20 protein-coding genes and 3 tRNA genes are annotated in these 19,686 nt (G+C 72.8%); 17 read left to right on the top strand and 6 right to left on the bottom strand.

Annotated elements, in window-relative coordinates:
• The first annotated feature begins 211 nt into the window (after nt 1–211).
• The 3 genes from ACFV04_RS08650 (at nt 212) to ACFV04_RS08640 (ending at nt 526) form a co-directional block, all read left to right on the top strand.
• Nucleotides 212–283, top strand: a tRNA-Gln gene (locus ACFV04_RS08650).
• A gap of 46 nt (nt 284–329) precedes the next feature.
• A tRNA-Glu gene (locus tag ACFV04_RS08645) sits at nt 330–402 on the top strand.
• 49 nt (nt 403–451) lie between these two features.
• A tRNA-Gln gene (locus ACFV04_RS08640) sits at nt 452–526 on the top strand.
• 157 nt (nt 527–683) lie between these two features.
• Here ACFV04_RS08640 and ACFV04_RS08635 read toward each other — a convergent pair.
• On the bottom strand, nt 684–1,397 hold the full coding sequence (locus tag ACFV04_RS08635) for an IclR family transcriptional regulator (RefSeq protein WP_030246527.1): 714 nt from the start codon (nt 1,395–1,397) through the stop codon (nt 684–686).
• A 234-nt stretch (nt 1,398–1,631) separates the two neighbouring features.
• Between ACFV04_RS08635 and leuC the strand changes: the two genes are divergently transcribed.
• The 4 genes from leuC to ACFV04_RS08615 all read left to right on the top strand — a co-directional run bounded on the left by leuC (nt 1,632) and on the right by ACFV04_RS08615 (nt 5,066).
• On the top strand, nt 1,632–3,071 hold the full coding sequence (leuC, locus tag ACFV04_RS08630) for a 3-isopropylmalate dehydratase large subunit (protein WP_380348240.1): 1,440 nt from the start codon (nt 1,632–1,634) through the stop codon (nt 3,069–3,071).
• A 3-nt stretch (nt 3,072–3,074) separates the two neighbouring features.
• Complete coding sequence (gene leuD / locus ACFV04_RS08625) at nt 3,075–3,671, top strand: 3-isopropylmalate dehydratase small subunit (protein ID WP_380348242.1); 597 nt, start codon at nt 3,075–3,077, stop codon at nt 3,669–3,671.
• 182 nt (nt 3,672–3,853) lie between these two features.
• Nucleotides 3,854–4,201, top strand: a complete 348-nt coding sequence (locus ACFV04_RS08620; protein WP_380527718.1) for a hypothetical protein — start codon at nt 3,854–3,856, stop codon at nt 4,199–4,201.
• Between the two features lie 133 nt (nt 4,202–4,334).
• Nucleotides 4,335–5,066 (top strand): HU family DNA-binding protein, encoded by a 732-nt coding sequence (locus ACFV04_RS08615; protein ID WP_360262026.1) that lies wholly within the window; start codon nt 4,335–4,337, stop codon nt 5,064–5,066.
• A gap of 183 nt (nt 5,067–5,249) precedes the next feature.
• Here the strand turns inward: ACFV04_RS08615 and ACFV04_RS08610 are convergent, their stop codons facing one another.
• Together ACFV04_RS08610 and cofC are read right to left on the bottom strand one after the other, a co-directional pair.
• Entirely contained in the window at nt 5,250–5,471 is a 222-nt protein-coding gene (locus ACFV04_RS08610) for a hypothetical protein (RefSeq protein ID WP_360262027.1), read from the bottom strand.
• Between the two features lie 61 nt (nt 5,472–5,532).
• A complete protein-coding gene (gene cofC, locus ACFV04_RS08605; protein WP_380348245.1) occupies nt 5,533–6,216 on the bottom strand; it encodes a 2-phospho-L-lactate guanylyltransferase in 684 nt (227 codons plus the stop codon).
• Nucleotides 6,217–6,449: 233 nt separating this feature from the next.
• Here cofC and ACFV04_RS08600 point away from each other — a divergent pair, with 233 nt between their 5' ends.
• The 3 genes from ACFV04_RS08600 (at nt 6,450) to ACFV04_RS08590 (ending at nt 9,523) form a co-directional block, all read left to right on the top strand.
• Nucleotides 6,450–7,280, top strand: a complete 831-nt coding sequence (locus ACFV04_RS08600) for a lysophospholipid acyltransferase family protein (RefSeq protein ID WP_360262029.1) — start codon at nt 6,450–6,452, stop codon at nt 7,278–7,280.
• Complete coding sequence (locus ACFV04_RS08595; RefSeq protein ID WP_360262030.1) at nt 7,277–8,281, top strand: NAD(P)H-dependent glycerol-3-phosphate dehydrogenase; 1,005 nt, start codon at nt 7,277–7,279, stop codon at nt 8,279–8,281. The genes ACFV04_RS08600 and ACFV04_RS08595 overlap by 4 nt, the downstream gene beginning before the upstream one ends.
• Before the next feature lie 96 nt (nt 8,282–8,377).
• Nucleotides 8,378–9,523 (top strand): D-alanine--D-alanine ligase family protein, encoded by a 1,146-nt coding sequence (locus ACFV04_RS08590; protein WP_380527714.1) that lies wholly within the window; start codon nt 8,378–8,380, stop codon nt 9,521–9,523.
• A gap of 119 nt (nt 9,524–9,642) precedes the next feature.
• Here ACFV04_RS08590 and ACFV04_RS08585 read toward each other — a convergent pair whose 3' ends face one another.
• Together ACFV04_RS08585 and ACFV04_RS08580 are read right to left on the bottom strand one after the other, a co-directional pair.
• The gene (locus ACFV04_RS08585; RefSeq protein ID WP_380348250.1) at nt 9,643–10,161 is read right to left on the bottom strand and encodes a DUF3515 domain-containing protein; all 519 of its coding nucleotides are present in this window, start codon (nt 10,159–10,161) and stop codon (nt 9,643–9,645) included.
• A 20-nt stretch (nt 10,162–10,181) separates the two neighbouring features.
• On the bottom strand, nt 10,182–10,415 hold the full coding sequence (locus tag ACFV04_RS08580) for an Lrp/AsnC family transcriptional regulator (RefSeq protein WP_380348252.1): 234 nt from the start codon (nt 10,413–10,415) through the stop codon (nt 10,182–10,184).
• A 209-nt stretch (nt 10,416–10,624) separates the two neighbouring features.
• Between ACFV04_RS08580 and ACFV04_RS08575 the strand changes: the two genes are divergently transcribed.
• From ACFV04_RS08575 to thiD, 3 genes are all read left to right on the top strand, one after another.
• A complete protein-coding gene (locus ACFV04_RS08575; protein ID WP_380348254.1) occupies nt 10,625–11,590 on the top strand; it encodes a thiamine-phosphate kinase in 966 nt (321 codons plus the stop codon).
• A 168-nt stretch (nt 11,591–11,758) separates the two neighbouring features.
• Nucleotides 11,759–12,784, top strand: coding sequence for an ATP-dependent 6-phosphofructokinase (locus ACFV04_RS08570; protein ID WP_380348256.1), 1,026 nt, complete (start codon nt 11,759–11,761; stop codon nt 12,782–12,784).
• A 23-nt stretch (nt 12,785–12,807) separates the two neighbouring features.
• A complete protein-coding gene (gene thiD, locus ACFV04_RS08565) occupies nt 12,808–13,653 on the top strand; it encodes a bifunctional hydroxymethylpyrimidine kinase/phosphomethylpyrimidine kinase (RefSeq protein ID WP_360262036.1) in 846 nt (281 codons plus the stop codon).
• 222 nt (nt 13,654–13,875) lie between these two features.
• Here the strand turns inward: thiD and rpmB are convergent, their stop codons facing one another.
• Nucleotides 13,876–14,061 (bottom strand): 50S ribosomal protein L28, encoded by a 186-nt coding sequence (rpmB, locus tag ACFV04_RS08560; protein WP_014138233.1) that lies wholly within the window; start codon nt 14,059–14,061, stop codon nt 13,876–13,878.
• A 297-nt stretch (nt 14,062–14,358) separates the two neighbouring features.
• Between rpmB and ACFV04_RS08555 the strand changes: the two genes are divergently transcribed.
• The 4 genes from ACFV04_RS08555 (at nt 14,359) to rsmD (ending at nt 19,669) form a co-directional block, all read left to right on the top strand.
• The gene (locus ACFV04_RS08555; protein ID WP_380348258.1) at nt 14,359–15,993 is read left to right on the top strand and encodes a DAK2 domain-containing protein; all 1,635 of its coding nucleotides are present in this window, start codon (nt 14,359–14,361) and stop codon (nt 15,991–15,993) included.
• Between the two features lie 80 nt (nt 15,994–16,073).
• Nucleotides 16,074–18,305, top strand: coding sequence for an ATP-dependent DNA helicase RecG (gene recG / locus ACFV04_RS08550; RefSeq protein ID WP_380348260.1), 2,232 nt, complete (start codon nt 16,074–16,076; stop codon nt 18,303–18,305).
• Nucleotides 18,306–18,420: 115 nt separating this feature from the next.
• Nucleotides 18,421–18,954: a hypothetical protein gene (locus ACFV04_RS08545; protein WP_360262039.1), complete on the top strand. Its 534-nt coding sequence runs from the start codon at nt 18,421–18,423 to the stop codon at nt 18,952–18,954.
• Between the two features lie 133 nt (nt 18,955–19,087).
• A complete protein-coding gene (gene rsmD / locus ACFV04_RS08540; protein ID WP_360262040.1) occupies nt 19,088–19,669 on the top strand; it encodes a 16S rRNA (guanine(966)-N(2))-methyltransferase RsmD in 582 nt (193 codons plus the stop codon).
• Nucleotides 19,670–19,686: the final 17 nt, after the last annotated feature.

Raw genomic sequence — 19,686 nt, 5'->3', positions numbered from 1 at the left:
GCTTCGTGCCGGGCCCGCGGCGTACCCGGAGGCCGCCCGCCGGCCTCCTGGCCGCTGCCTGGGGTTATCGATTTTGGAGCCAGGGCAGACGTCGGGTAATGTTCTTTCTGCGCCGCCCGGGAGGGAACGGACGAGGGAGCGAAAGCCCCCCGGCCGGGACCGAACGAGAGGCGCAACGCCTGGGAAGGACCCGACGAGGGTTCAACTCTGGTGGGGTATGGTGTAATTGGCAGCACGAGTGATTCTGGTTCATTTAGTCTAGGTTCGAGTCCTGGTACCCCAGCGCAGTACCGCAGTAACAGCAGTACGGCAGTACAAATGAAGATCAAGCCCCCGTTGTGTAGCGGCCTAGCACGCTGCCCTCTCACGGCAGTAGCGCCGGTTCGAATCCGGTCGGGGGTACTTCAGAGCAGGAAGCCGGTGGGCTCGCCCATCGGCCCTTGCTTTGTGTTGGGGTATGGTGTAATTGGCAGCACGAGTGATTCTGGTTCATTTAGTCTAGGTTCGAGTCCTGGTACCCCAGCCAGTCAGAGGAAGGCCCCGGTTTCCGGGGTCTTTTTTGTTTTCCGTGGGGAAAGCGCCGAAGGGCCCCGCTCGATTCGAGCGGGGCCCTTCCGGCTTTCGTGGGGGTGGTCGGTGGGGGGAGGGGGCGGGTGGGGGATCGCCGGGGCAGCGGGAGGGGGTCAGCTGCGACGGAGGGCCTCGGTGAGCCGGTTCGCGGCCTCGATGATGGCCTGGGCGTGCAGGCGGCCGGGGTGGCGGGTCAGGCGCTCGATCGGGCCGGACACCGACACGGCGGCCACCACGCGGTTGGAGGGGCCGCGGACGGGCGCGGAGACCGACGCGACGCCGGGCTCGCGCTCGCCGATCGACTGGGCCCAGCCGCGCCGCCGGACGCCGCTCAGCGCGGTGGCGGTGAAGCGGGCGCCCTGCAGGCCGCGGTGGAGCCGCTCGGGCTCCTCCCAGGCGAGCAGGACCTGGGCGGCCGAGCCGGCCTTCATCGGCAGGGTGCTGCCGACCGGGACGGTGTCCCGGAGGCCGGAGAGCCGCTCGGCGGCGGCCACGCAGATCCTCATCTCGCCCTGGCGGCGGTAGAGCTGTGCGCTCTCGCCGGTGACGTCGCGCAGGTGGGTCAGGACCGGGCCCGCGGTGGCGAGCAGCCGGTCCTCGCCCGCCGCGGCGGAGAGTTCGGACAGGCGGGGGCCGAGGATGAAGCGCCCCTGCATGTCCCTGGTGACCAGGCGGTGGTGTTCGAGTGCGACGGCGAGTCGGTGGGCCGTGGGGCGCGCCAGACCGGTGGCGGCGACCAGCCCCGCCAACGTGGCGGGGCCCGACTCCAGTGCGCTCAGCACCAGAGCGGCCTTGTCGAGAACGCCGACGCCGCTAGTGTTGTCCATGCCCTAAGACTGCAGTCTCATTCCGCGAGACGCAAGTTCAATCTTGCGGGAAAAGCGCCACTCTGGATGCAGCAGCCCGGGAGACATCCAGGATGTGGCCTCCTCCGAGTGTCCGCATCGTGGACAGCGATCCGGCGTGCAGGTCGCGCGAACGAGCCCCGCAGCGGGGGCGGAGCACGCAGCGACCTCGACGACACGAGAAGGCCGGCAACGCGGCCGGCTGGAGGGAATCCGATGGGACGGACACTCGCAGAGAAGGTCTGGGACGACCACGTCGTGCGGCGTGCGGAGGGTGAGCCCGACCTCCTCTTCATCGACCTGCACCTGCTCCACGAGGTCACCAGCCCGCAGGCCTTCGACGGACTGCGACTGGCCGGGCGCGCGGTCCGCCGCACCGATCTGACGATCGCCACCGAGGACCACAACACCCCCACCCTGGACATCGACAAGCCGATCGCGGACCCGGTCTCCCGGGTGCAGCTGGAGACCCTGCGCCGCAACGCCGCCGAGTTCGGCGTCCGGATCCACTCGCTCGGCGACGTCGAGCAGGGCGTCGTGCACGTCGTCGGCCCGCAGCTCGGCCTGACCCAGCCCGGCATGACGGTGGTCTGCGGCGACTCCCACACCTCCACCCACGGCGCCTTCGGCGCACTGGCGTTCGGCATCGGCACCAGCCAGGTCGAGCACGTGCTGGCCACCCAGACCCTGCCGCTGGCCCCGTTCCGGACCATGGCGATCACCGTCGAGGGCGAACTGCCCGAAGGCGTCACCGCCAAGGACCTGATCCTGGCCGTGATCACGCGGATCGGCACCGGCGGCGGCCAGGGCTACGTCCTGGAGTACCGCGGTTCGGCGATCCGGGGCCTGTCCATGGAGGCCCGGATGACCATCTGCAACATGTCGATCGAGGCCGGTGCCCGGGCCGGCATGATCGCCCCGGACGAGACCACGTTCGACTACCTCCAGGGCCGTCCGCACGCCCCGCAGGGCGAGGACTGGGACGCCGCCGTCGCGTACTGGAAGACCCTGGTCACCGACGAGGACGCGGTCTTCGACCACGAGATCTTCATCGACGCGAGCGAGCTGAGCCCGTTCGTCACCTGGGGCACCAACCCCGGTCAGGGCGCCCCGCTGGGCTCGAACGTGCCGGACCCGGCGTCCTTCGCCGACCCGCAGGAGCGCGCGGCCGCCGAGAACGCCCTGGCGTACATGGGCCTGGAGGCCGGCACCCCGCTGCGCGAGGTGAAGGTCGACGCCGTGTTCGTCGGCTCCTGCACCAACGGCCGGATCGAGGACCTGCGGGCCGCCGCCGCCCTGCTGGAGGGCCGCCGGGTCGCCGACGGCGTGCGGATGCTGGTGGTCCCGGGCTCCGTCCGGGTCGCCCTGCAGGCCGTCGAGGAGGGCCTGGACAAGGTGTTCACCGCGGCCGGCGCCGAGTGGCGCCACGCGGGCTGCTCGATGTGCCTGGGCATGAACCCCGACCAGCTCGCCCCGGGGGAGCGTTGCGCCTCCACCTCGAACCGCAACTTCGAGGGCCGGCAGGGCAAGGGCGGCCGCACCCACCTGGTCTCCCCGCAGGTCGCCGCCGCGACCGCCGTGCTGGGCCGCCTCGCCGCCCCCGCGGACCTGCCCGCCGACACCCACTCCCCGAACCAGTACAGCGTGGAGGCCTGAGCCATGGAGAAGTTCACCACCCACACCGGCCGGGCCGTCCCGCTGCGCCGCAGCAACGTGGACACCGACCAGATCATCCCCGCCCACTGGCTCAAGAAGGTCACCCGATCCGGTTTCGAGGACGGGCTGTTCGAGGCCTGGCGCAAGGACGACTCGTTCATCCTCAACCGGCCCGAGCGCCGGGGCGCCACGGTCCTGGTGGCCGGCCCGGAGTTCGGCACCGGCTCCTCCCGCGAGCACGCCGTCTGGGCACTGCAGAACTACGGCTTCCACGCGGTCGTCTCGTCGCGCTTCGCCGACATCTTCCGGGGCAACTCCCTCAAGAACGGCCTGCTGACGGTCGTCCTGCCGCAGGAGACCGTGGAACGGCTCTGGGTGCTCACCGAGAGTGACCCTTCGGCCGAGATCACCGTTGACCTGGAGGCACGCGAAGTGCGCGCCGAGGGCATCACCGCGGCCTTCGAACTGGACGACAACGTCCGGTGGCGGCTGCTCAACGGGTTGGACGACATCAGCATCACGCTGCAGAACGAGGCCGACATCGCGGCCTTCGAGGCGACCCGTCCGGGCTTCAAGCCCCGTACTCTGCCGGTCGCCTGAGTTCCCCTCAGAACAAGCATTCTGACGATCCACCGGATGGCCCGCGCCCCCCTCGGGGGGGCCGGGCCATCCGTCGTTCCGGAGCACGAGTTAGCGCCGCGGCCCGCCCCGGATTGCCCATTTGGCTTTGCGGAAGAGGGCCCCGCGCAAGTACAACTGCGGGTAGATGGCACAATCAGTACATGCACCGGCACCATGAACCTCCGTACGCGGGCGGCGAACCCGCGGCTGAGGACTCCATGGGCCGGCCATCCGAACGCCGAATTGACGACCGGCCGGACGTCACCTCCGCGCCAGCTGAGGGGCCGGACGACCAGGAAGTCGCAGCGCTCTACGCGCTCGTGGCCGAGCGGTTGAAGCAAGCTCACGCCCGCGTGCATGCGCTGAACGTGTCTGCCGATGCAAAGACCGCTCTCACTCGTCAACTCCTCATCGTCACCGAGACCGCCAAGCGCGATCTTCCGGGGGCGGCAAGGCGGTTGAGTCGCTTTGTACATGACCTCGACGAGGGGCGCCCGCCGCTCGGCTGAGGTCGCCGACGCGCAAATCCATTGCGACACTAGGGTGATTCGCGCGTTTGGTAATTGAAAGTCCGCAGATACATACCTAACGTGCGAAAAGAACGGATGGAATCATCCGGCGCCCGTTTCCGAAGGGGAAGACGTGAACAAGGCTCAGCTTGTCGAAGCGGTGGCCGAGCAGCTGGGCGGTCGCAAGGCTGCCGCAGAGGCCGTCGACGCAGTGCTCGACACCATGGTCCGTGCCGTCGTGGCCGGCGACCGGGTTTCGGTCACCGGTTTCGGCACCTTCGAGAAGGTGGAGCGCTCCGCGCGCTTCGCCCGCAACCCGCAGACCGGCGAGCGGGTCAAGGTCAAGAAGACCTCGGTGCCCCGCTTCCGCCCGGGCCAGGGCTTCAAGGACCTGGTCAGCGGCAGCAAGAAGCTGCCGAAGGAGGGCCCCTCGGTGAAGAAGGCCCCCAAGGGCTCGCTCACCCCGGGCAAGACCGGTGTGGCCGCCACCCCGGCCGCCAAGCGCGCCGCCACCAAGCGCGCCGCCACCGCTGCCGCCGCCGCTCCGGCCACCAAGAAGGCCGCCGCCAAGAAGACGGCCACCACGGCTGCCGCCAAGAAGACCACGGCCACCGCCGCGAAGAAGGCGACCACCGCCAAGAAGACCGCCGCCAAGACCACGGCCGCGAAGACCACGGCCGCCGCCAAGAAGACCACGGCGACCGCGACCAAGAAGACGGCCGCCGCCAAGAAGGCGACCACCACGGCTGCCGCCAAGAAGACCACGGCCACCGCCAAGAAGGCGACCGCCACGGCCAAGAAGACGGCTCCGGCGAAGAAGACCGCCACCCGCAAGACCACCGCGCGCAAGACCTCTGCCAAGTAAGTCCCGCGCGACCGTCCTCGGACGGCCTTCGGCCAAGAGCCGCGGCACCCTCCCGCGAATTCGCGGAGACCGGGCGCCGCGGCTCTTTCGATTTCCGGGCGCTTAGTCAGGATTCGACGGCGCAAGGCGGGACCGGATGGTCGGTGCCCGGAGGATTTCCGCGCAGGGGCGCCGGTGCGGGCGTCAGCCCTCGGCGGGGTCGGGGAAGGTCTGCAGCGTCACGAAGACCACCCGGCGGGCCCCGCCGGTGCCCTCGGTGCGGATCCGCACCCGCTGTCCGGGCCGCAGCAGCCGCAGGCCGCCGGCGTCGAAGGCGGCCGCGTCGAACGGCACCGGGGTCCCGTCGTCGAGCAGCACGGAGCCGGCCCGGGTGGCGGGGTCGAAGGTGAACGCGGTGGCCTGCATGTCAGCAGCATAGCGAGCGGTCCGGGCCACCCCCGGGACCGGACCCGGGCCCCGAACCCGGTCAGGACGGGTTCAGACGGGCGAACAGCGCGCTGGTGTGCGGACCGAGGCCGAGCAACGCGGCCTCGCCGAGGTCGGCACCGGTGTCGACGTCCCGGCGCACCGACTCCACGTCCGCGAGGCGCAGTTCGAGCGCCCCGCCGGCCGCGTGCCGGGCCCGCGAGCCGTCCCCGAAGGCCGGGGACAGCGGGTGCCCGGAGGTGCAGGCGAGCAGGGTGGTGCCGAGGCCGGGAGAGTCCGGCAGGAAGGCCCGGCCGTCCGGCGGCACCGAGCCGAGCACCCGGGCCAGTTCGGCCGGGCGCAGGGCCGGCAGGTCGGCCGAGAGCGCGGCCAGCGGGGCCGCCGGGGCGAGCACCCGGGCGGCCGACGCGCCGTGCGCCAGCGCCCGGTTGAGGCCGCCGCCGGGTTCGTCGGCGACCACCAGTGCGCCCAGCGCGGCCAGCCGGGCGCCGGCGACGGCGTCCGGGGTGACCACCAGGACCCGGGCGACGCCCGGGGTGGCCAGTGCCGCCGTGACGGTGTCCAGCGCGAAGGACAGTGCCAGGTCCGACCGGTGCGGTCCGGCGTACGGGGCGAGTCTGCTCTTCGCCAGGGGGAGCGGCTTGAGCGGAAGCACCAGCGACCAGCCGGCGGTGGGTGCGGCGGGCGCGGCGGGCCTGCTGGGGCGTACGGTGTCCTGGGTCATCGGCGTCATTGTGTCGCCGGTCCCGGAGCCCTCGCCAGGCCGTCCGAACTGTGCGGACGTGCGTTTGATCACGCCCGCCCGGCGGGCGGGCGCGGCCGCTCGACAGTCGGCGAGCGGGCGGGCGACACTGGTCCGCGCCCGTGGCCCGGGCACCACCGGCACCGGTGCGCGGCACCGGGAGGCCATGACCGCGGCACTCCACGTGCCGCCGCATCGGATGAGAAGGAGCTGGGGTGGCCCGCCGCTCGTACGCCAAGTTCGGCAACGCCGACTACGGCATCTGGTACCGCTTCGCGGCCGTGCTGGTGAAGCCGGTGACGACCGCCCTGGTGAAGCCCGACTGGCGGGGCTGGGAGCACATTCCCGAGCAAGGCGGCTTCATTGCCGCGGTGAACCACAATTCGATCATCGACCCGGTGATCTACGCGCACTGGCAGTACAACAGTGGTCGCCCGCCGCGCATTCTCGGCAAGTCCTCGTTGTTCTCCATTCCCTTCATCGGATTCATGCTGCGCAAGACCGGTCAGATTCCGGTGTTCCGCGAGTCGACCGATGCCGCGCAGGCGTTCCGGGCCGCGATCGACGCCGTCGACAGCGGCCAGTGCGTGCAGTTCTACCCGGAGGGAACGCTCACCCGCGACCCGGACCTGTGGCCGATGACCGGCAAGAGCGGTGTCGCCCGGGTCGCGCTGATGACCGGCGCGCCGGTCATCCCGGTCGCCCACTGGGGCGCGCACGAGATCATCCCGCCGTACGGCCGGTCCGGCTTCGGGAAGGGCAAGTTCAACCTCTTCCCGCGCCACCGCGTGACCGTCGCAGCCGGTCCGGCGGTCGACCTGAGCAAGTACCAGGGCCAGGAACTCACCGCCCAGGTGCTCTCCGACGCCACCGAGGACATCATGACCGCGATCACCGCCGTGCTGGCCGAAGTCCGCGGCGAGCAGCCGCCGGCCGAGCGCTACGACATGCGCAAGGCCGCCCGGGAGCGCGCCGCCACCGCGCTGGCCGAGCGCCGGCGCGCCAAGGGCGAGCGGGGCACGGGCACCGAGGAGGCCGGCAAGTGACCCGCTGCGCCGTGATGGGGACCGGCTCCTGGGGCACCGCGTTCGCGATGGTGCTCGCCGACGCGGGCTGCGAGGTCGTGCTCTGGGCCCGCCGCCAGGAATTGGTGGACGCCGTCAACTCCACCCACGAGAACCCGGACTACCTGCCAGGCGTCCGGCTGCCCGACACGGTGCGGGCCACCACCGACGCCGCCGAGGCGCTGGCCGGCGCCGACTTCGCGGTGCTGGTGGTGCCCTCGCAGACGCTGCGCGACAACCTGGCCGCCTGGACGCCGCTGATCGAGCCGCAGACCGTGCTGGTGAGCCTGATGAAGGGCATCGAACTCGGCACCGCCAAGCGGATGAGCGAGGTGATCGACGAGGTCACCAAGGTCGGCCCGGAGCGCGTCGCGGTGGTCAGCGGACCCAACCTGGCGAAGGAGATCGCCAACCGGCAGCCCGCGGCCAGCGTCGTCGCCTGCAGCGACGAGGCGGTCGCCAAGCGCCTCCAGGCGGCCTGCCACACACCGTACTTCCGGCCGTACACCAACACCGACGTGGTGGGCTGCGAACTCGGCGGCGCGGTCAAGAACGTGATCGGCCTCGCGGTCGGCATGGCGGCCGGCATGGGCCTGGGCGACAACACCAAGGCGACGCTGATCACCCGCGGACTGGCCGAGACCACCCGGCTCGGCGAGGTGCTGGGCGCCGACCCGCACACCTTCGCGGGGCTCGCCGGGATGGGCGACCTGGTCGCCACCTGCTCCTCGCCGCTGTCCCGCAACAACACCTTCGGCATGAACCTCGGCCGCGGCATGTCGCTCGCGGAGACCATCGCGGCCACCCGGCAGACCGCCGAGGGCGTCAAGTCCTGCGAGTCCGTGCTGGACCTGGCCCGGCGCAACGGCGTCGACATGCCGATCGTCGAAGCCGTGGTGGACGTCGTGCACAACGGGCGGCCGACCCAGGAGGCGCTGCAGACGCTGATGTCGCGCTCGGCGAAGGCGGAACGACGGCGCTGACCGGGGAGGCGCCCGGGCCGCCGCGACCCGGGCGAGCGGGGACACCGGGGCGGCTGACGCCCCGGAAACACGTCGCACGGTAGTCTCAAACCCGATATGAGCATCGAACAGTCCTCCCCGAACCCGTCCGCCCCGAAGCCGCGCGTCGCGCTGGTCTTCGGCGGGCGCAGCTCCGAGCACGCCATCTCGGTCTCCACCGCGGGCAGTGTGCTCAGGGCGATCGACCGCGACAAGTACGACGTGCTGCCGATCGGCATCACGCACGAGGGCCGCTGGGCGCTGACCAGCGACGAGCCGGCCCGGATGGCCATCACCGACGGCAAGCTGCCCGACGTGGCACACGTCGCCGAGTCCCTCGACGCGCAGGTCGCGCTGCCGGTCGCCCCGGGCAACCGGGAGGTGCTTCTGAGCGAGCCGGGGAGCGCCCCCAAGGCCCTCGGCGACGTCGACGTGGTGTTCCCGCTGCTGCACGGCCCGTGGGGCGAGGACGGCACCCTGCAGGGCCTGCTGGAGCTCTCGGGCGTCCCGTACGTCGGCAACGGCGTGCTGGCCAGCGCGGCCGGCATGGACAAGGAGTTCGCCAAGCGGATCCTGGCCTCGCACGGCCTGGCCGTCGGCCACTACACCATCGTGCGCCCGCGCGACTGGGAGACCGAGGCGGGCCGCGCCGCGGTGCGCGAGCGGGCCGCCGAGCTGGGCCTGCCGCTGTTCGTGAAGCCCTGCCGGGCCGGTTCCAGCATCGGCATCACCAAGGTCAAGGACCTGGCCGACCTCGACGCCGCGATCGAGGAGGCCCGCCGGCACGACCCCAAGCTGATCCTTGAGGCCGGCGTGACCGGTCGCGAGATCGAGTGCGGCGTGCTGGAGTTCGAGGACGGCCCGCGGGCCAGCGTGGCCGGCGAGGTCCTGGTCGGTGACGGCTTCGACTTCTACGACTTCGAGGCCAAGTACATCGACTCCTCCGACGTGCAGATCCCGGCGAAGCTCACCGCGGAGGAGACCGCCGAGATCCAGCGCCAGGCGATCGAGGCGTTCGAGGCGCTCGGCTGCGAGGGCCTGGCCCGGGTGGACTTCTTCCTGCTGGAGGACGGCACCTGGATGATCAACGAGATCAACACCATGCCCGGCTTCACCCCGATCTCGGCCTACCCGAAGATGTGGGAGGCCAGCGGCGTCTCGTACCCGGAGCTGATCGACCGGCTGCTGCAGACGGCGCTGCGGCGCTCGACCGGGCTGCGCTAGCGGTCCGTACGGCCGGAGGGCGGGCCGGGGTCTTCCCGGCCCGCCCTCCGTACGCCCTGTCCGGCGCTCCGCGCGTGCCGGCCGTCGTCGGTCCCGCCCGTCGCGTCCTGCTCCCCGGGTCAGCCGGGGACGTTGTCCCTGACCAGCGGGCTGAGCACGGTGGCCGGGTCGAGCGGGTTCTTCGCGGCCCCGGACGGAACGGTCAGCTCGACGTAGGCGGCGCGCATGGTCGTCACGAAGCGGTAGCCGCCGTCGTCGAGCTTCTGCGACCACCAGGTGACGTCGTCGACGGTCGGGGACAGGTCCGTGGCGTGCTCCCCGTCCAGTTCCTCCGGCCGGTCGACGCCGCAGCGCAGGACCGTCCGGGGCGAACTGTCCCAGACGGCCACGTACGGCGAGGCGGGCGACGGGTCCTTGCGGGCGTGCCCGAGCAGGTCCTGCGGCAGCGCGGCGGCCAGGGCCCTGCAGTACTCCGCCGCCTTGCCGCTCGGGCTCGGGACCTCGATCTTCCCGTCGCCCGAACCCCAGGCGCCGACCAGCACCACGACGGTGCAGGCCAGCGCGACGGGCAGGGCCAGCCACCGCACGGGCGCCGGCAGCGCGGTCAGCGCCCGGGGGAGGCGGGGTTCTCTGGTCACGCGCCGATGGTAGCCGGGACTTACAGGTGGACCACGGGACAGGTGAGGGTGCGGGTGATGCCCTCGACCTTCTGGACCTGGGCCACGACCATGCGGCCCAGGTCGTCGACCGTCCCGGCCTCGGCCTTGACGATCACGTCGTAGGGGCCCGTGACGTCCTCGGCGGTGAGCACGCCGGGGATCTCGGAGATCAGCTCGGCCACCGCGGTGGCCTTCCCTACTTCGGTCTGGATCAGGATGTATGCCTGTACCACGAGGACCTCCCGGCGGCCGGTTACGGGGATCGCCGCCGTGATCGCCCGGTCAGGCGTCGGGGGGTGGAACGGGCTCACCGGCAGTCTGATCACCACGCTACCGCGCAGCGGGCCGGGGAGGGGAGACTTCTGCACCCCCGAAGGGCGTACGCTGCGCGCGGGGGAGCGCGACGGGGACCGGATCGGATGAAAACGCGAGAGGACGGCAGATGCAGGGGACCGTGGGCGAACTCGGCGAGTTCGGCCTCATCAGGGAGCTGACCGCCCGGGTACCGCTCACCGATGCGGTCGACCTCGGCCCGGGTGACGACGCCGCGGTGGTGCGGGCTCCGGACGGCCGGGTGGTGGCGACCACGGACGTGCTGATCGAGAACCGGCACTTCCGCCGGGACTGGTCCACCGCGTACGACGTGGGCCGCAAGGCCGCCGCCCAGAACCTCGCCGACGTGGCCGCGATGGGGGCGGTGCCGACCGCGATACTGCTCGGTCTGGTCGCCCCCGCCGATCTGCCGACCACGTGGGCGACCGAGCTGATGGACGGGCTGCGCGACGAGTGCCAGGTCGCCGGGGCGACGGTGGTCGGCGGCGACGTGGTGCGCGGCGACACCGTCATGCTCGCCATCACGGCGCTCGGTGACCTGCAGGGGCGCGCGGCGGTGACGCGCTCCGGCGCGCAGGTCGGCGACGTGATCGCGGTGACCGGCTGGCTGGGCTGGTCGGCCGCCGGGCTGACCGTGCTGCAGCGCGGCTTCCGCTCCCCGCGCGCCTTCGTCGAGGCGCACCGCCGGCCCGAGCCGCCGTACCACGCGGGCCCGGCGGCGGCCGAGTTGGGCGCGACCTCGATGATCGACGTGAGCGACGGGCTGGTCGCCGACCTCGGCCACGTGGCCCGGGCCAGCGAGGTCGACATCGACCTGAAGGCCGCCGACTTCGACGTCCCGGCGCAGATGGCGGACATCGGCCAGGCGGTCGGGGTGGACCCGCTGGTCTGGGTGCTCTCCGGCGGCGAGGACCACGCGATCGTGGCGACCTTCCCACGCGGGGTCCAACTCCCGGCCCGCTGGCGGGTGGTGGGCGAGGTCACCGGCCGTCCGACGGGCAGCCGCAGCGGCCGGGTGACGGTGGACGGCGCGCCCTGGGACCGGGTCGGCGGCTGGGACCACTTCGCCGAATGACCTACGGCGTACGGCCGATGGGCACTGGACGCCGGTGCGTCGCATGACGCTCCGGGCGTGCGGCGGACGGGATTCGGGGGTGCGTTTTGCGTAGGCTTGCGGCATCCGAGCCCGCCCGCCCGTCCGGCGCGGGCGGCCCGAACCACTGCGAGCGGGAGCACACCTGACATGCGCATCGGTGTACTGACCAGCGGCGGCGACTGCCCCGGCCTCAACGCGGTGATCCGCTCGGTGGTGCACCGGGGCACGGACGTCCACGGCGACGAGATCGTCGGCATCCTGGACGGATTCCTCGGCCTGATCGAGGGCCGCACCCGGACGGTCTCGCACGACGACGTCACCGGTCTGCTCACCCTCGGCGGCACCGTCCTGGGCTCGGCCCGGGTGCGGCGCGACCGGATCGCCTGGGCGGTGGAGAACGCCGAGGTGCTGGCCAGGGACATCGGCATCGACGCGCTGATCGCGATCGGTGGCGAGGGGACGATGACCGCCGCCAAGCTGTTCAGCGACGCCGGACTGCCGGTGGTCGGGGTGCCGAAGACCATCGACAACGACATCGACGCCACCGACGTCACCTTCGGCTTCGACACCGCGGTGCACGTCGCGACCGAGGCGATCGACCGGCTGAAGACCACCGCCGAGTCCCACCAGCGCGTCATGGTGGTCGAGTTGATGGGGCGTCACACGGGCTGGATCACCCTCACCGCGGGCATGGCCGGCGGTGCGCACGGCATCCTGATCCCGGAGAAGCCCTTCGACATCGAGGGGGTGGCCCGGATGGTCGAGGACCGCTTCTCGCGCGGCAAGAAGTTCGCCATCATCGCCGTCGCCGAGGGCGCCACCCCGATGCCCGGCACCATGCGCTTCGACCACGGCGCCGTCGACCAGTACGGCCACCGGACCTTCGGCGGGATCGGCAACCGGCTCGCCCACGAGCTGGAGGACCTGCTCGGCAAGGAGGCCCGCCCGGTCATCCTCGGCCACACCCAGCGCGGCGGCACCCCGACCGCCTACGACCGGGTGCTCGCCACCCGCTTCGGCTGGCACGCGGTGGAGGCCGTCCACCGGGGCGCGTTCGGGCACTTCACCGCGCTGCGCCGGACCGGGATCGAACTGCTGCCGATCGCCGCCGCGGTGACCCGGCTGAAGACGGTGCCGGAGGACCGCTGGGTGGAGTCCGAAGCCGTGCTGTGAACCGGCGCGGGTAGGTTGGGGGCATGGTCCACCCGTCTCCCGCCCCCGCCGCCGGCCGGCCCGCTCCGCACGGCCCCTCCGGTGCTCCTCCCCGCGTGCTCACCGTCGCCGGCTCCGACTCCGGCGGCGGCGCCGGCATCCAGGCCGACCTCAAGGCGATGCTCGCCCTCGGCGTCCACGGGATGAGCGTGGTCACCGCCGTCACCGCGCAGAACTCGCTCGGCGTCCAGGGCTACTGGGAACTGCCCGCCGAAGCCGTCCGGGCACAGTTCCGCAGCGTGGTGGACGACATCGGGGTGCAGGCCGTGAAGACCGGCATGCTCGCCTCGATCGAACTGGTCGAGACCGTCTCGGAGCTGCTGGCCGACGTGGACGCCCCGGTGGTGGTCGACCCGGTCGGCGTCTCCAAGCACGGGGACGCGCTGCTGGCCGCGGAGGCCGTCGGCACCGTCCGCGAGAAGCTGCTGCCGGTCGCCACCCTGGCCACCCCCAACCTGCACGAGGTGACGCAGCTCACCGGCCGGACCGTCGAGGACGAGGGGCAGATGCTGGACGCCGCCAAGGCGCTGCTCGACCTCGGACCGCGCTGGGTGCTGGTCAAGGGCGGCCACCTGGAGGGCGAGGCCGCCGACCTGCTGTACGGCGGGCCGGGGGAGGAGCACTGGTACCGGGCGCCGCGCTACGACAACCGGCACACCCACGGCACCGGCTGCACCCTGGCCAGCTCGATCGCGGCCGGCCTGGCCAAGGGCGAGCCGCTGCCGGAGGCGGTGGGCTCGGCCAAGGAGTACATCACCGGCGCGATCGCCGGGGGCTTCGCGCTGGGCGCCGGGATCGGGCCGGTCGACCACGCCTGGCGCTGGCGCTGAGGGCCGGGACGGAAACGACCCCGGACGGGAACGAGCCCGGACGGGAACGGACGCACCCGGACGGAAGCACCGACCGGACGAAAACACTGGTGGGCGGGTCCCCGAAGGAGCCCGCCCACCAGTGGTGAGTCCGGAATCGGCGTAGCCGGTCATGGAAACAGCGAAGCCGGTCCATCCGGGGATGAACCGACTCACTGGAGGACCGGCATGCCGGTCTGCGCGTCAGCGCGAGACCTTACCGGCCTTGATGCACGAGGTGCAGACGTTGAGCCGCTTCGGCGTCCGCCCAATCACAGCGCGCACCGTCTGGATGTTGGGGTTCCAACGACGGGGGGTACGGCGGTGAGAGTGGGAGATGCTGTTGCCGAAGCCCGGCCCCTTGCCGCAGACGTCGCAGTTGGCAGCCACAGGAGTCACTCCAAGACTTCAGATCAGATACTTTCGAAAACCCCGCTCACCCACCGGAGCACTCGCGTGAACCAGACCGGACAAGGGGGTGAGCCTGGACGGTTCCAGGCAACCGGAAGAGCATACAACGCTTGCTTCCGTCCCACGAAACTACCATGACCGGCTGAGTGATCGCTCCGGTCGCCGGGTCCGGACGGCCCTCCCCGCACCCCGATAACCTGCCGGTATCACCCCTCGCCGCAGCCGTGACCGTGCTGCCGCCCCACAGGCCATCGCGGCCCACCCGGAGGAGCCCTGGTGCTGCACACGCTCGACGCCCCGGCCGTGCGCACCTGGTGCCAGCTCGCGCTGCGCGCGCTCGGCCAGGCCCGCGAGGAGATCGACGCGCTCAACGTCTACCCGGTCCCGGACGGCGACACCGGCACCAACCTCTACCTGACCGTCGAGTCCGCCGCCGCCGAGGTGGAGAGCCGCTTCGCCGACCCCGCCGCCGAGCCGGCCCCCGGACTGGCCGACGCGGTCCGCGCGATGGCCCGCGGCGCGCTGGTCGGCGCCCGCGGCAACTCCGGCGTGATCCTCGCCCAGTGGCTGCGCGGCACCGCCGAGACGCTGGCCGAGGGTGGCGGCGCCGACCAGCTGCGGGCCGCCCTCCAGCGGGCCGCCGACTCCGCCTACCAGGCCGTCGCGGAGCCCGTCGAGGGCACGCTGCTGACCGTCGCCCGGGTCGCCGCCCGGGAGGCCGTCCGGGCCGGGGACGGCCTCTCGCAGGTCGCCGACACCGCGTACCGGGCCGCCCGGGACGCCCTGCGGCACACCCCCGAGCAGCTCGCCGTGCTGGCCGAGAACGGCGTCGTGGACGCGGGCGGGCGCGGCCTGGTGGCCGTCCTCGGGGCGCTCGCCGACGCCGTCGCCGGGCAGCAGCCGATGGGGCCGGTCGCGCTGCGCGGGGACGTCCGGGCCGTCGAGAGCTGCGAGGTGCACGTCCGGCCGCCGGGCCCCGGGCACCCCGCCTTCGAGGTCATCTACCTGCTGGACGCGCCCGACGAGGCGCTGCCCGCGCTGCGCGGGCGGCTCTCCGAGCTCGGCGACTCGCTGGTGATCGGCGGCGGCGACGGCCTGTGGAACGTGCACGTCCACGTGGACGACGCGGGCGCCGCAGTGGAGGCCGGGGTCGGGGCCGGGCGGCCGCACCAGATCCGGATCACGCACTTCGCCGAGGCCGCCGCCCGGGCCGGCAGTACCGCGCCCGAGCACGGCGAGCGCGAGGAGCGGGCCCGCGCGGTGCTCTCCGTGGTCTCCGGCGGGGGCCTGGCCGAGCTGTGCGAGCAGGCCGGCGCCGTCGTCCTGCACGCCGACCCGGACCGCCCGCCGGCCAGCGCCGAACTCGCCGCCGCCGTGCGCCGCTCGGCCGCCCGCGAGGTCGTCCTGCTGCTCAACGACCCGGAACTGCGCGCCGCCGCCGGGGCCGCCGCCGACCAGCTGCGCGAGGAGGGCGTGAGGATCGCCGTCCTGCCCACCCGCTCGCCGGTGCAGGGGCTGGCGGCGCTCGCGGTGCACGAGGGCGGCCGCCGCTTCGACGAGGACGTGGTCGCCATGACCTCCGCCGCCGGGGCCACCCGCTACGCCGAACTCGCCGTCGCCGAGGGGGAGTCCTGGACGATGGCCGGGGTCTGCCAGGCCGGGGACGTGCTCGGGCTGATCGACGGCGACGTCGCGGTGATCGGCGGCGGACTGGAGGAGGTCGGCGAGAGCGTGCTGGACCGGATGCTCGGCGCGGGCGGCGAACTCGTCACCCTGATCCTCGGCGAGGGCACCGACGAGGCGCTCGCCGACCGGCTGGTCGCGCACGTGCGGCACCGGCGGCCCGAGGTGGACGCGGTGGTCTTCCACGGAGGACAGGAACCGGCACCACTGCTCATCGGCGTGGAGTAGCGCGGCGGCACGTCGCCCGGGCGGGGCGGCGGGCGGCGGGAGGCCCGGTTTGTCGGTCCCGTGGTGTAAACAGGGCGCTGATGGGCGCTCTCGATGAACCACTGACCAAACTCGTCGGCGACCGCACCGCGAAGGTGCTCGCCGACAGCCTCAAGCTGCGCACGGTCGGGGACCTGCTGCACCACTACCCGCGCCGCTACGTCGAACGCGGCCAGCTCACCAGTCTGGACGAGCTGGAGGTCGACGAACACGTCACGGTGCTGGCCCGGATCGAGAAGGTCACCCTGATCCCGTTCCGGGGCCGCAAGGGCGACCGCCTGGAGGTCGTCGTCACCGACGGCCGCAGCCGGCTCTCGCTGGTCTTCTTCAACCAGGGCTGGCGGCAGAAGGAGCTCAAGGCCGGCGCCCAGGGCCTGTTCGCGGGCAAGGTCGGCGTCTTCAACCGCTCCCGCCAGCTGGTCTCCCCGGACTACCAGCTCCTCGACGAGGACACCGGGTCGGACGCCGCGCGGCAGTTCGCCGGCCGGCTCATCCCGGTGTACGGGGCCAGCGCGCAGATGCCCAGCTGGAAGCTGTCGATCTGCATCGAGACCGCGCTCACCAAACACCTCGGCGACGTCGGGGAGCCGCTGCCCGCCGAACTGCGCGAGCGGCACGACCTGGTCCCGCTGCCCGAGGCGCTGGAGCTGATCCACCGACCGCGCAGCCAGGCCGACCGCGAGCGGGCCCAGAGCCGGCTGCGCTGGGACGAGGCCTTCGTGCTCCAGGTCGCCCTGGCGCAGCGCCGGGCCGCCGACTCCGCGCTGCCCGCCAAGCCGCGCCCGGCCCGCGCGGGCGGCCTGCTGGACGCCTTCGACGCCCGGCTGCCGTTCACCCTCACCGAGGGCCAGCAGAAGGTCTCCGCCGAGATCGCCGCCGACCTGGCGACCGAGCACCCGATGCACCGGCTGCTCCAGGGCGAGGTCGGCTCCGGCAAGACCCTGGTCGCGCTGCGCGCCATGCTCGCCGTCGTGGACGCGGGCGGCCAGGCCGTCCTGCTGGCACCCACCGAGGTGCTCGCGCAGCAGCACCACCGCTCGATCGTCGAGATGATGGGGGACCTGGCCGAGGGCGGCATGCTCGGCGGCTCCGACCACGGCACCCGGGTGGTGCTGCTGACCGGCTCGATGGGTGTCGCCGCCCGTCGCCAGGCACTGCTCGACATGGCCTGCGGCGATGCCGGCCTCGCCATCGGCACCCACGCGCTGATCGAGGACAAGGTCCAGTTCCAGGACCTCGGCCTGGTCGTGGTCGACGAGCAGCACCGCTTCGGCGTCGAGCAGCGGGACGCGCTGCGCGCCAAGGGGGAGCAGCCGCCGCACCTGCTGGTGATGACCGCGACGCCGATCCCGCGCACCGTCGCGATGACCGTCTTCGGGGACCTGGAGACCTCCGTCCTGGACCAGCTGCCGGCCGGCCGCTCGCCGATCTCCACCCACGTCGTCCCGGCGCTGGAGAAGCCCAACTTCCTCGCCCGGGCCTGGGAGCGGGTCCGCGAGGAGGTCGGCAAGGGCCACCAGGCGTACGTGGTGTGCCCCCGGATCGGGGACGACGAGGAGCCCGCGGCCCCGGCCGGGGGCGACGCGAAGAAGAAGCGGAAGCCGGCCGGGGAGGACTTCGAGGAGGTCGCCGACCTCGGCGCCGCGAGCGACGAACGACGGCCCCCGCTCTCGGTGGTGGAGACGGCCCGGAAGCTGGTCGAGGGCCCGCTCTCCGGGCTGCGGGTGGAGATCCTGCACGGGCGGCTCGCACCGGAGGCCAAGGACGACGTGATGCGCCGGTTCTCGGCCGGCGAGGTGGACGTCCTGGTCGCCACCACCGTCATCGAGGTCGGCGTCAACGTCCCCAACTCGACCGCGATGGTCATCATGGACGCCGACCGCTTCGGCGTCTCCCAGCTCCACCAGCTGCGCGGCCGGGTCGGCCGCGGCAGCGCGGCGGGCCTGTGCCTCCTGGTCAGCGAGATGCCCGGGGGCAGCGCCGCCCGGGCCCGGCTGGACGCGGTGGCGGGCACCCTGGACGGCTTCGAGCTGTCCCGGATCGACCTCGAACAGCGCCGCGAGGGCGACGTGCTGGGCCAGGCGCAGTCCGGGGTGAAGTCCTCGCTCAAGGTGCTCTCGGTGCTGGAGGACGAGGAGGTCATCCTCACCGCGCGGACCGAGGCCACCCGGCTGGTCGCCGAGGACCCGGAGCTGGCCGCCCACCCGGAGCTGCGCACGGTGCTGGAGAGCCTGATCGACGAGGACCGGGCGGCCTACATGGAGAAGGGCTGAGCCGGTCCGGTCGCACCCGTCCGGCCCGGGAATTGTCAGACCCCCGCGAGAGAATGAAGGTGTTCAGGACGCACCCTCAAGGTGCGTACCTGGCGCGACACTTGGGGGTCATGCCATGGCATTCCGTCATCTCAACGAGCTCCCGCTGGGCGACAAGGTCTTCCGGATCGAACTCGCCAGCGACGACGACCGCGAGGTCACCCTCACCCTGACCGGCTGGCGCGAGGGGGCGGCCGCCGCACCGCTCGCCTCGGGCAAGCTCCGCCTGCCGGTCGAGGACGTCGCCTCGCTGCGGATCGCGCTCAACCGCGCGCTGCGGGCGCTGGCGATCGTCGCCGACGTCTCCGAGCCCATCCCCGACCGTGACGTGCTGCGCGAGCTGTACCCCGGCCACGGCGCCCCCTGGGTGCCGCAGCACGAGGAGGAGCTGGTCCGGCGCTTCCACGACGGCGAGACCGTCGCCCGGATCGCCGCCCGCTTCGGCCGCACGCCCGACTCCGTCCGGACCAAGCTGCGCGAGCTCGGGCACGACCCGCGCCGCCCCGAGTTCTGCCCGCCCGACGGCTGCCTGTCCTGGTCGCGCTACGCCTCGCCGGCCCTGCTCGGTGCGACCGTTCCGGCCCAGTCGGCGGGCTCCGAGGCGAGCTGACCGTCCGGGTGTGCGGGCGCGGACCGGCGGGCGCACCCCGCCGGGCCGCGCCCGTTCGGCGTGAGCGCGGTGATCGGGTCGGCGGTGGTCGGGATAGCGTGGTCGGGCAGCGACGAAAGGACCTCCCACCACCATGACCCGCGTGATCGCCGGGGCGGCAGGCGGCCGCCGACTGGCCGTACCGCCCGGCCGGGGCACCCGACCGACCTCCGACAAGGCCCGCGAGGCGATGTTCTCCACGCTGGAGGCACTGCGCGGCACCCTGCACGGGGCCCGGATGCTGGACCTGTTCGGCGGATCGGGCGCGGTCGGTCTGGAGGCGCTGTCGCGCGGCGCCGAGCACGTCCTGCTGGTCGAGGCGGACGGCCAGGCGGCCAGGGTGATCCGGGAGAACGTCCGCACGATCGGCCTGCCGGGCGCCGAGGTGCGGGCTTCGAAGGCGGAGAAGGTGGTCGTCGGCCCGCCCCCGCAGAGCCCGTACGACCTGGTGTTCCTCGACCCGCCGTACGCCGTGACGGACGAGGAGCTCCGGGAGATGCTGATCACACTCCTGGCCGGGGGGTGGCTCGCGGAGGACACACTCGTCACCGTGGAGCGCAGCACCCGCGGCGGCGAGTTCGGCTGGCCCGAGGGCTTCGAGGGCCTGCGCTCCCGTCGCTACGGCGAGGGCACGCTCTGGTACGGTCGCGCCGCCGCGGCCGACCCACAGGAGTAGCGGGCCGCGGGCCCGCA

This window comes from Kitasatospora sp. NPDC059599 (assembly GCF_042735125.1).
Classification (GTDB): Bacteria; Actinomycetota; Actinomycetes; order Streptomycetales; family Streptomycetaceae; genus Kitasatospora.
Note: the sequence above shows the minus strand (reverse complement) of the source record. Positions and strands in the feature narration are given on the sequence as shown.

Coding starts and splice junctions, on each gene's coding strand:
- ACFV04_RS08635 (WP_030246527.1), bottom strand. CDS start 1,397: ATGGACAACACTAGCGGCGTCGGCGTTCTCGACAAGGCCGCTCTGGTG.
- leuC (WP_380348240.1), top strand. CDS start 1,632: ATGGGACGGACACTCGCAGAGAAGGTCTGGGACGACCACGTCGTGCGG.
- leuD (WP_380348242.1), top strand. CDS start 3,075: ATGGAGAAGTTCACCACCCACACCGGCCGGGCCGTCCCGCTGCGCCGC.
- ACFV04_RS08620 (WP_380527718.1), top strand. CDS start 3,854: ATGCACCGGCACCATGAACCTCCGTACGCGGGCGGCGAACCCGCGGCT.
- ACFV04_RS08610 (WP_360262027.1), bottom strand. CDS start 5,471: ATGCAGGCCACCGCGTTCACCTTCGACCCCGCCACCCGGGCCGGCTCC.
- cofC (WP_380348245.1), bottom strand. CDS start 6,216: ATGACCCAGGACACCGTACGCCCCAGCAGGCCCGCCGCGCCCGCCGCA.
- ACFV04_RS08590 (WP_380527714.1), top strand. CDS start 8,378: ATGAGCATCGAACAGTCCTCCCCGAACCCGTCCGCCCCGAAGCCGCGC.
- ACFV04_RS08575 (WP_380348254.1), top strand. CDS start 10,625: ATGCAGGGGACCGTGGGCGAACTCGGCGAGTTCGGCCTCATCAGGGAG.
- ACFV04_RS08570 (WP_380348256.1), top strand. CDS start 11,759: ATGCGCATCGGTGTACTGACCAGCGGCGGCGACTGCCCCGGCCTCAAC.
- thiD (WP_360262036.1), top strand. CDS start 12,808: ATGGTCCACCCGTCTCCCGCCCCCGCCGCCGGCCGGCCCGCTCCGCAC.
- recG (WP_380348260.1), top strand. CDS start 16,074: ATGGGCGCTCTCGATGAACCACTGACCAAACTCGTCGGCGACCGCACC.
- ACFV04_RS08545 (WP_360262039.1), top strand. CDS start 18,421: ATGGCATTCCGTCATCTCAACGAGCTCCCGCTGGGCGACAAGGTCTTC.
- rsmD (WP_360262040.1), top strand. CDS start 19,088: ATGACCCGCGTGATCGCCGGGGCGGCAGGCGGCCGCCGACTGGCCGTA.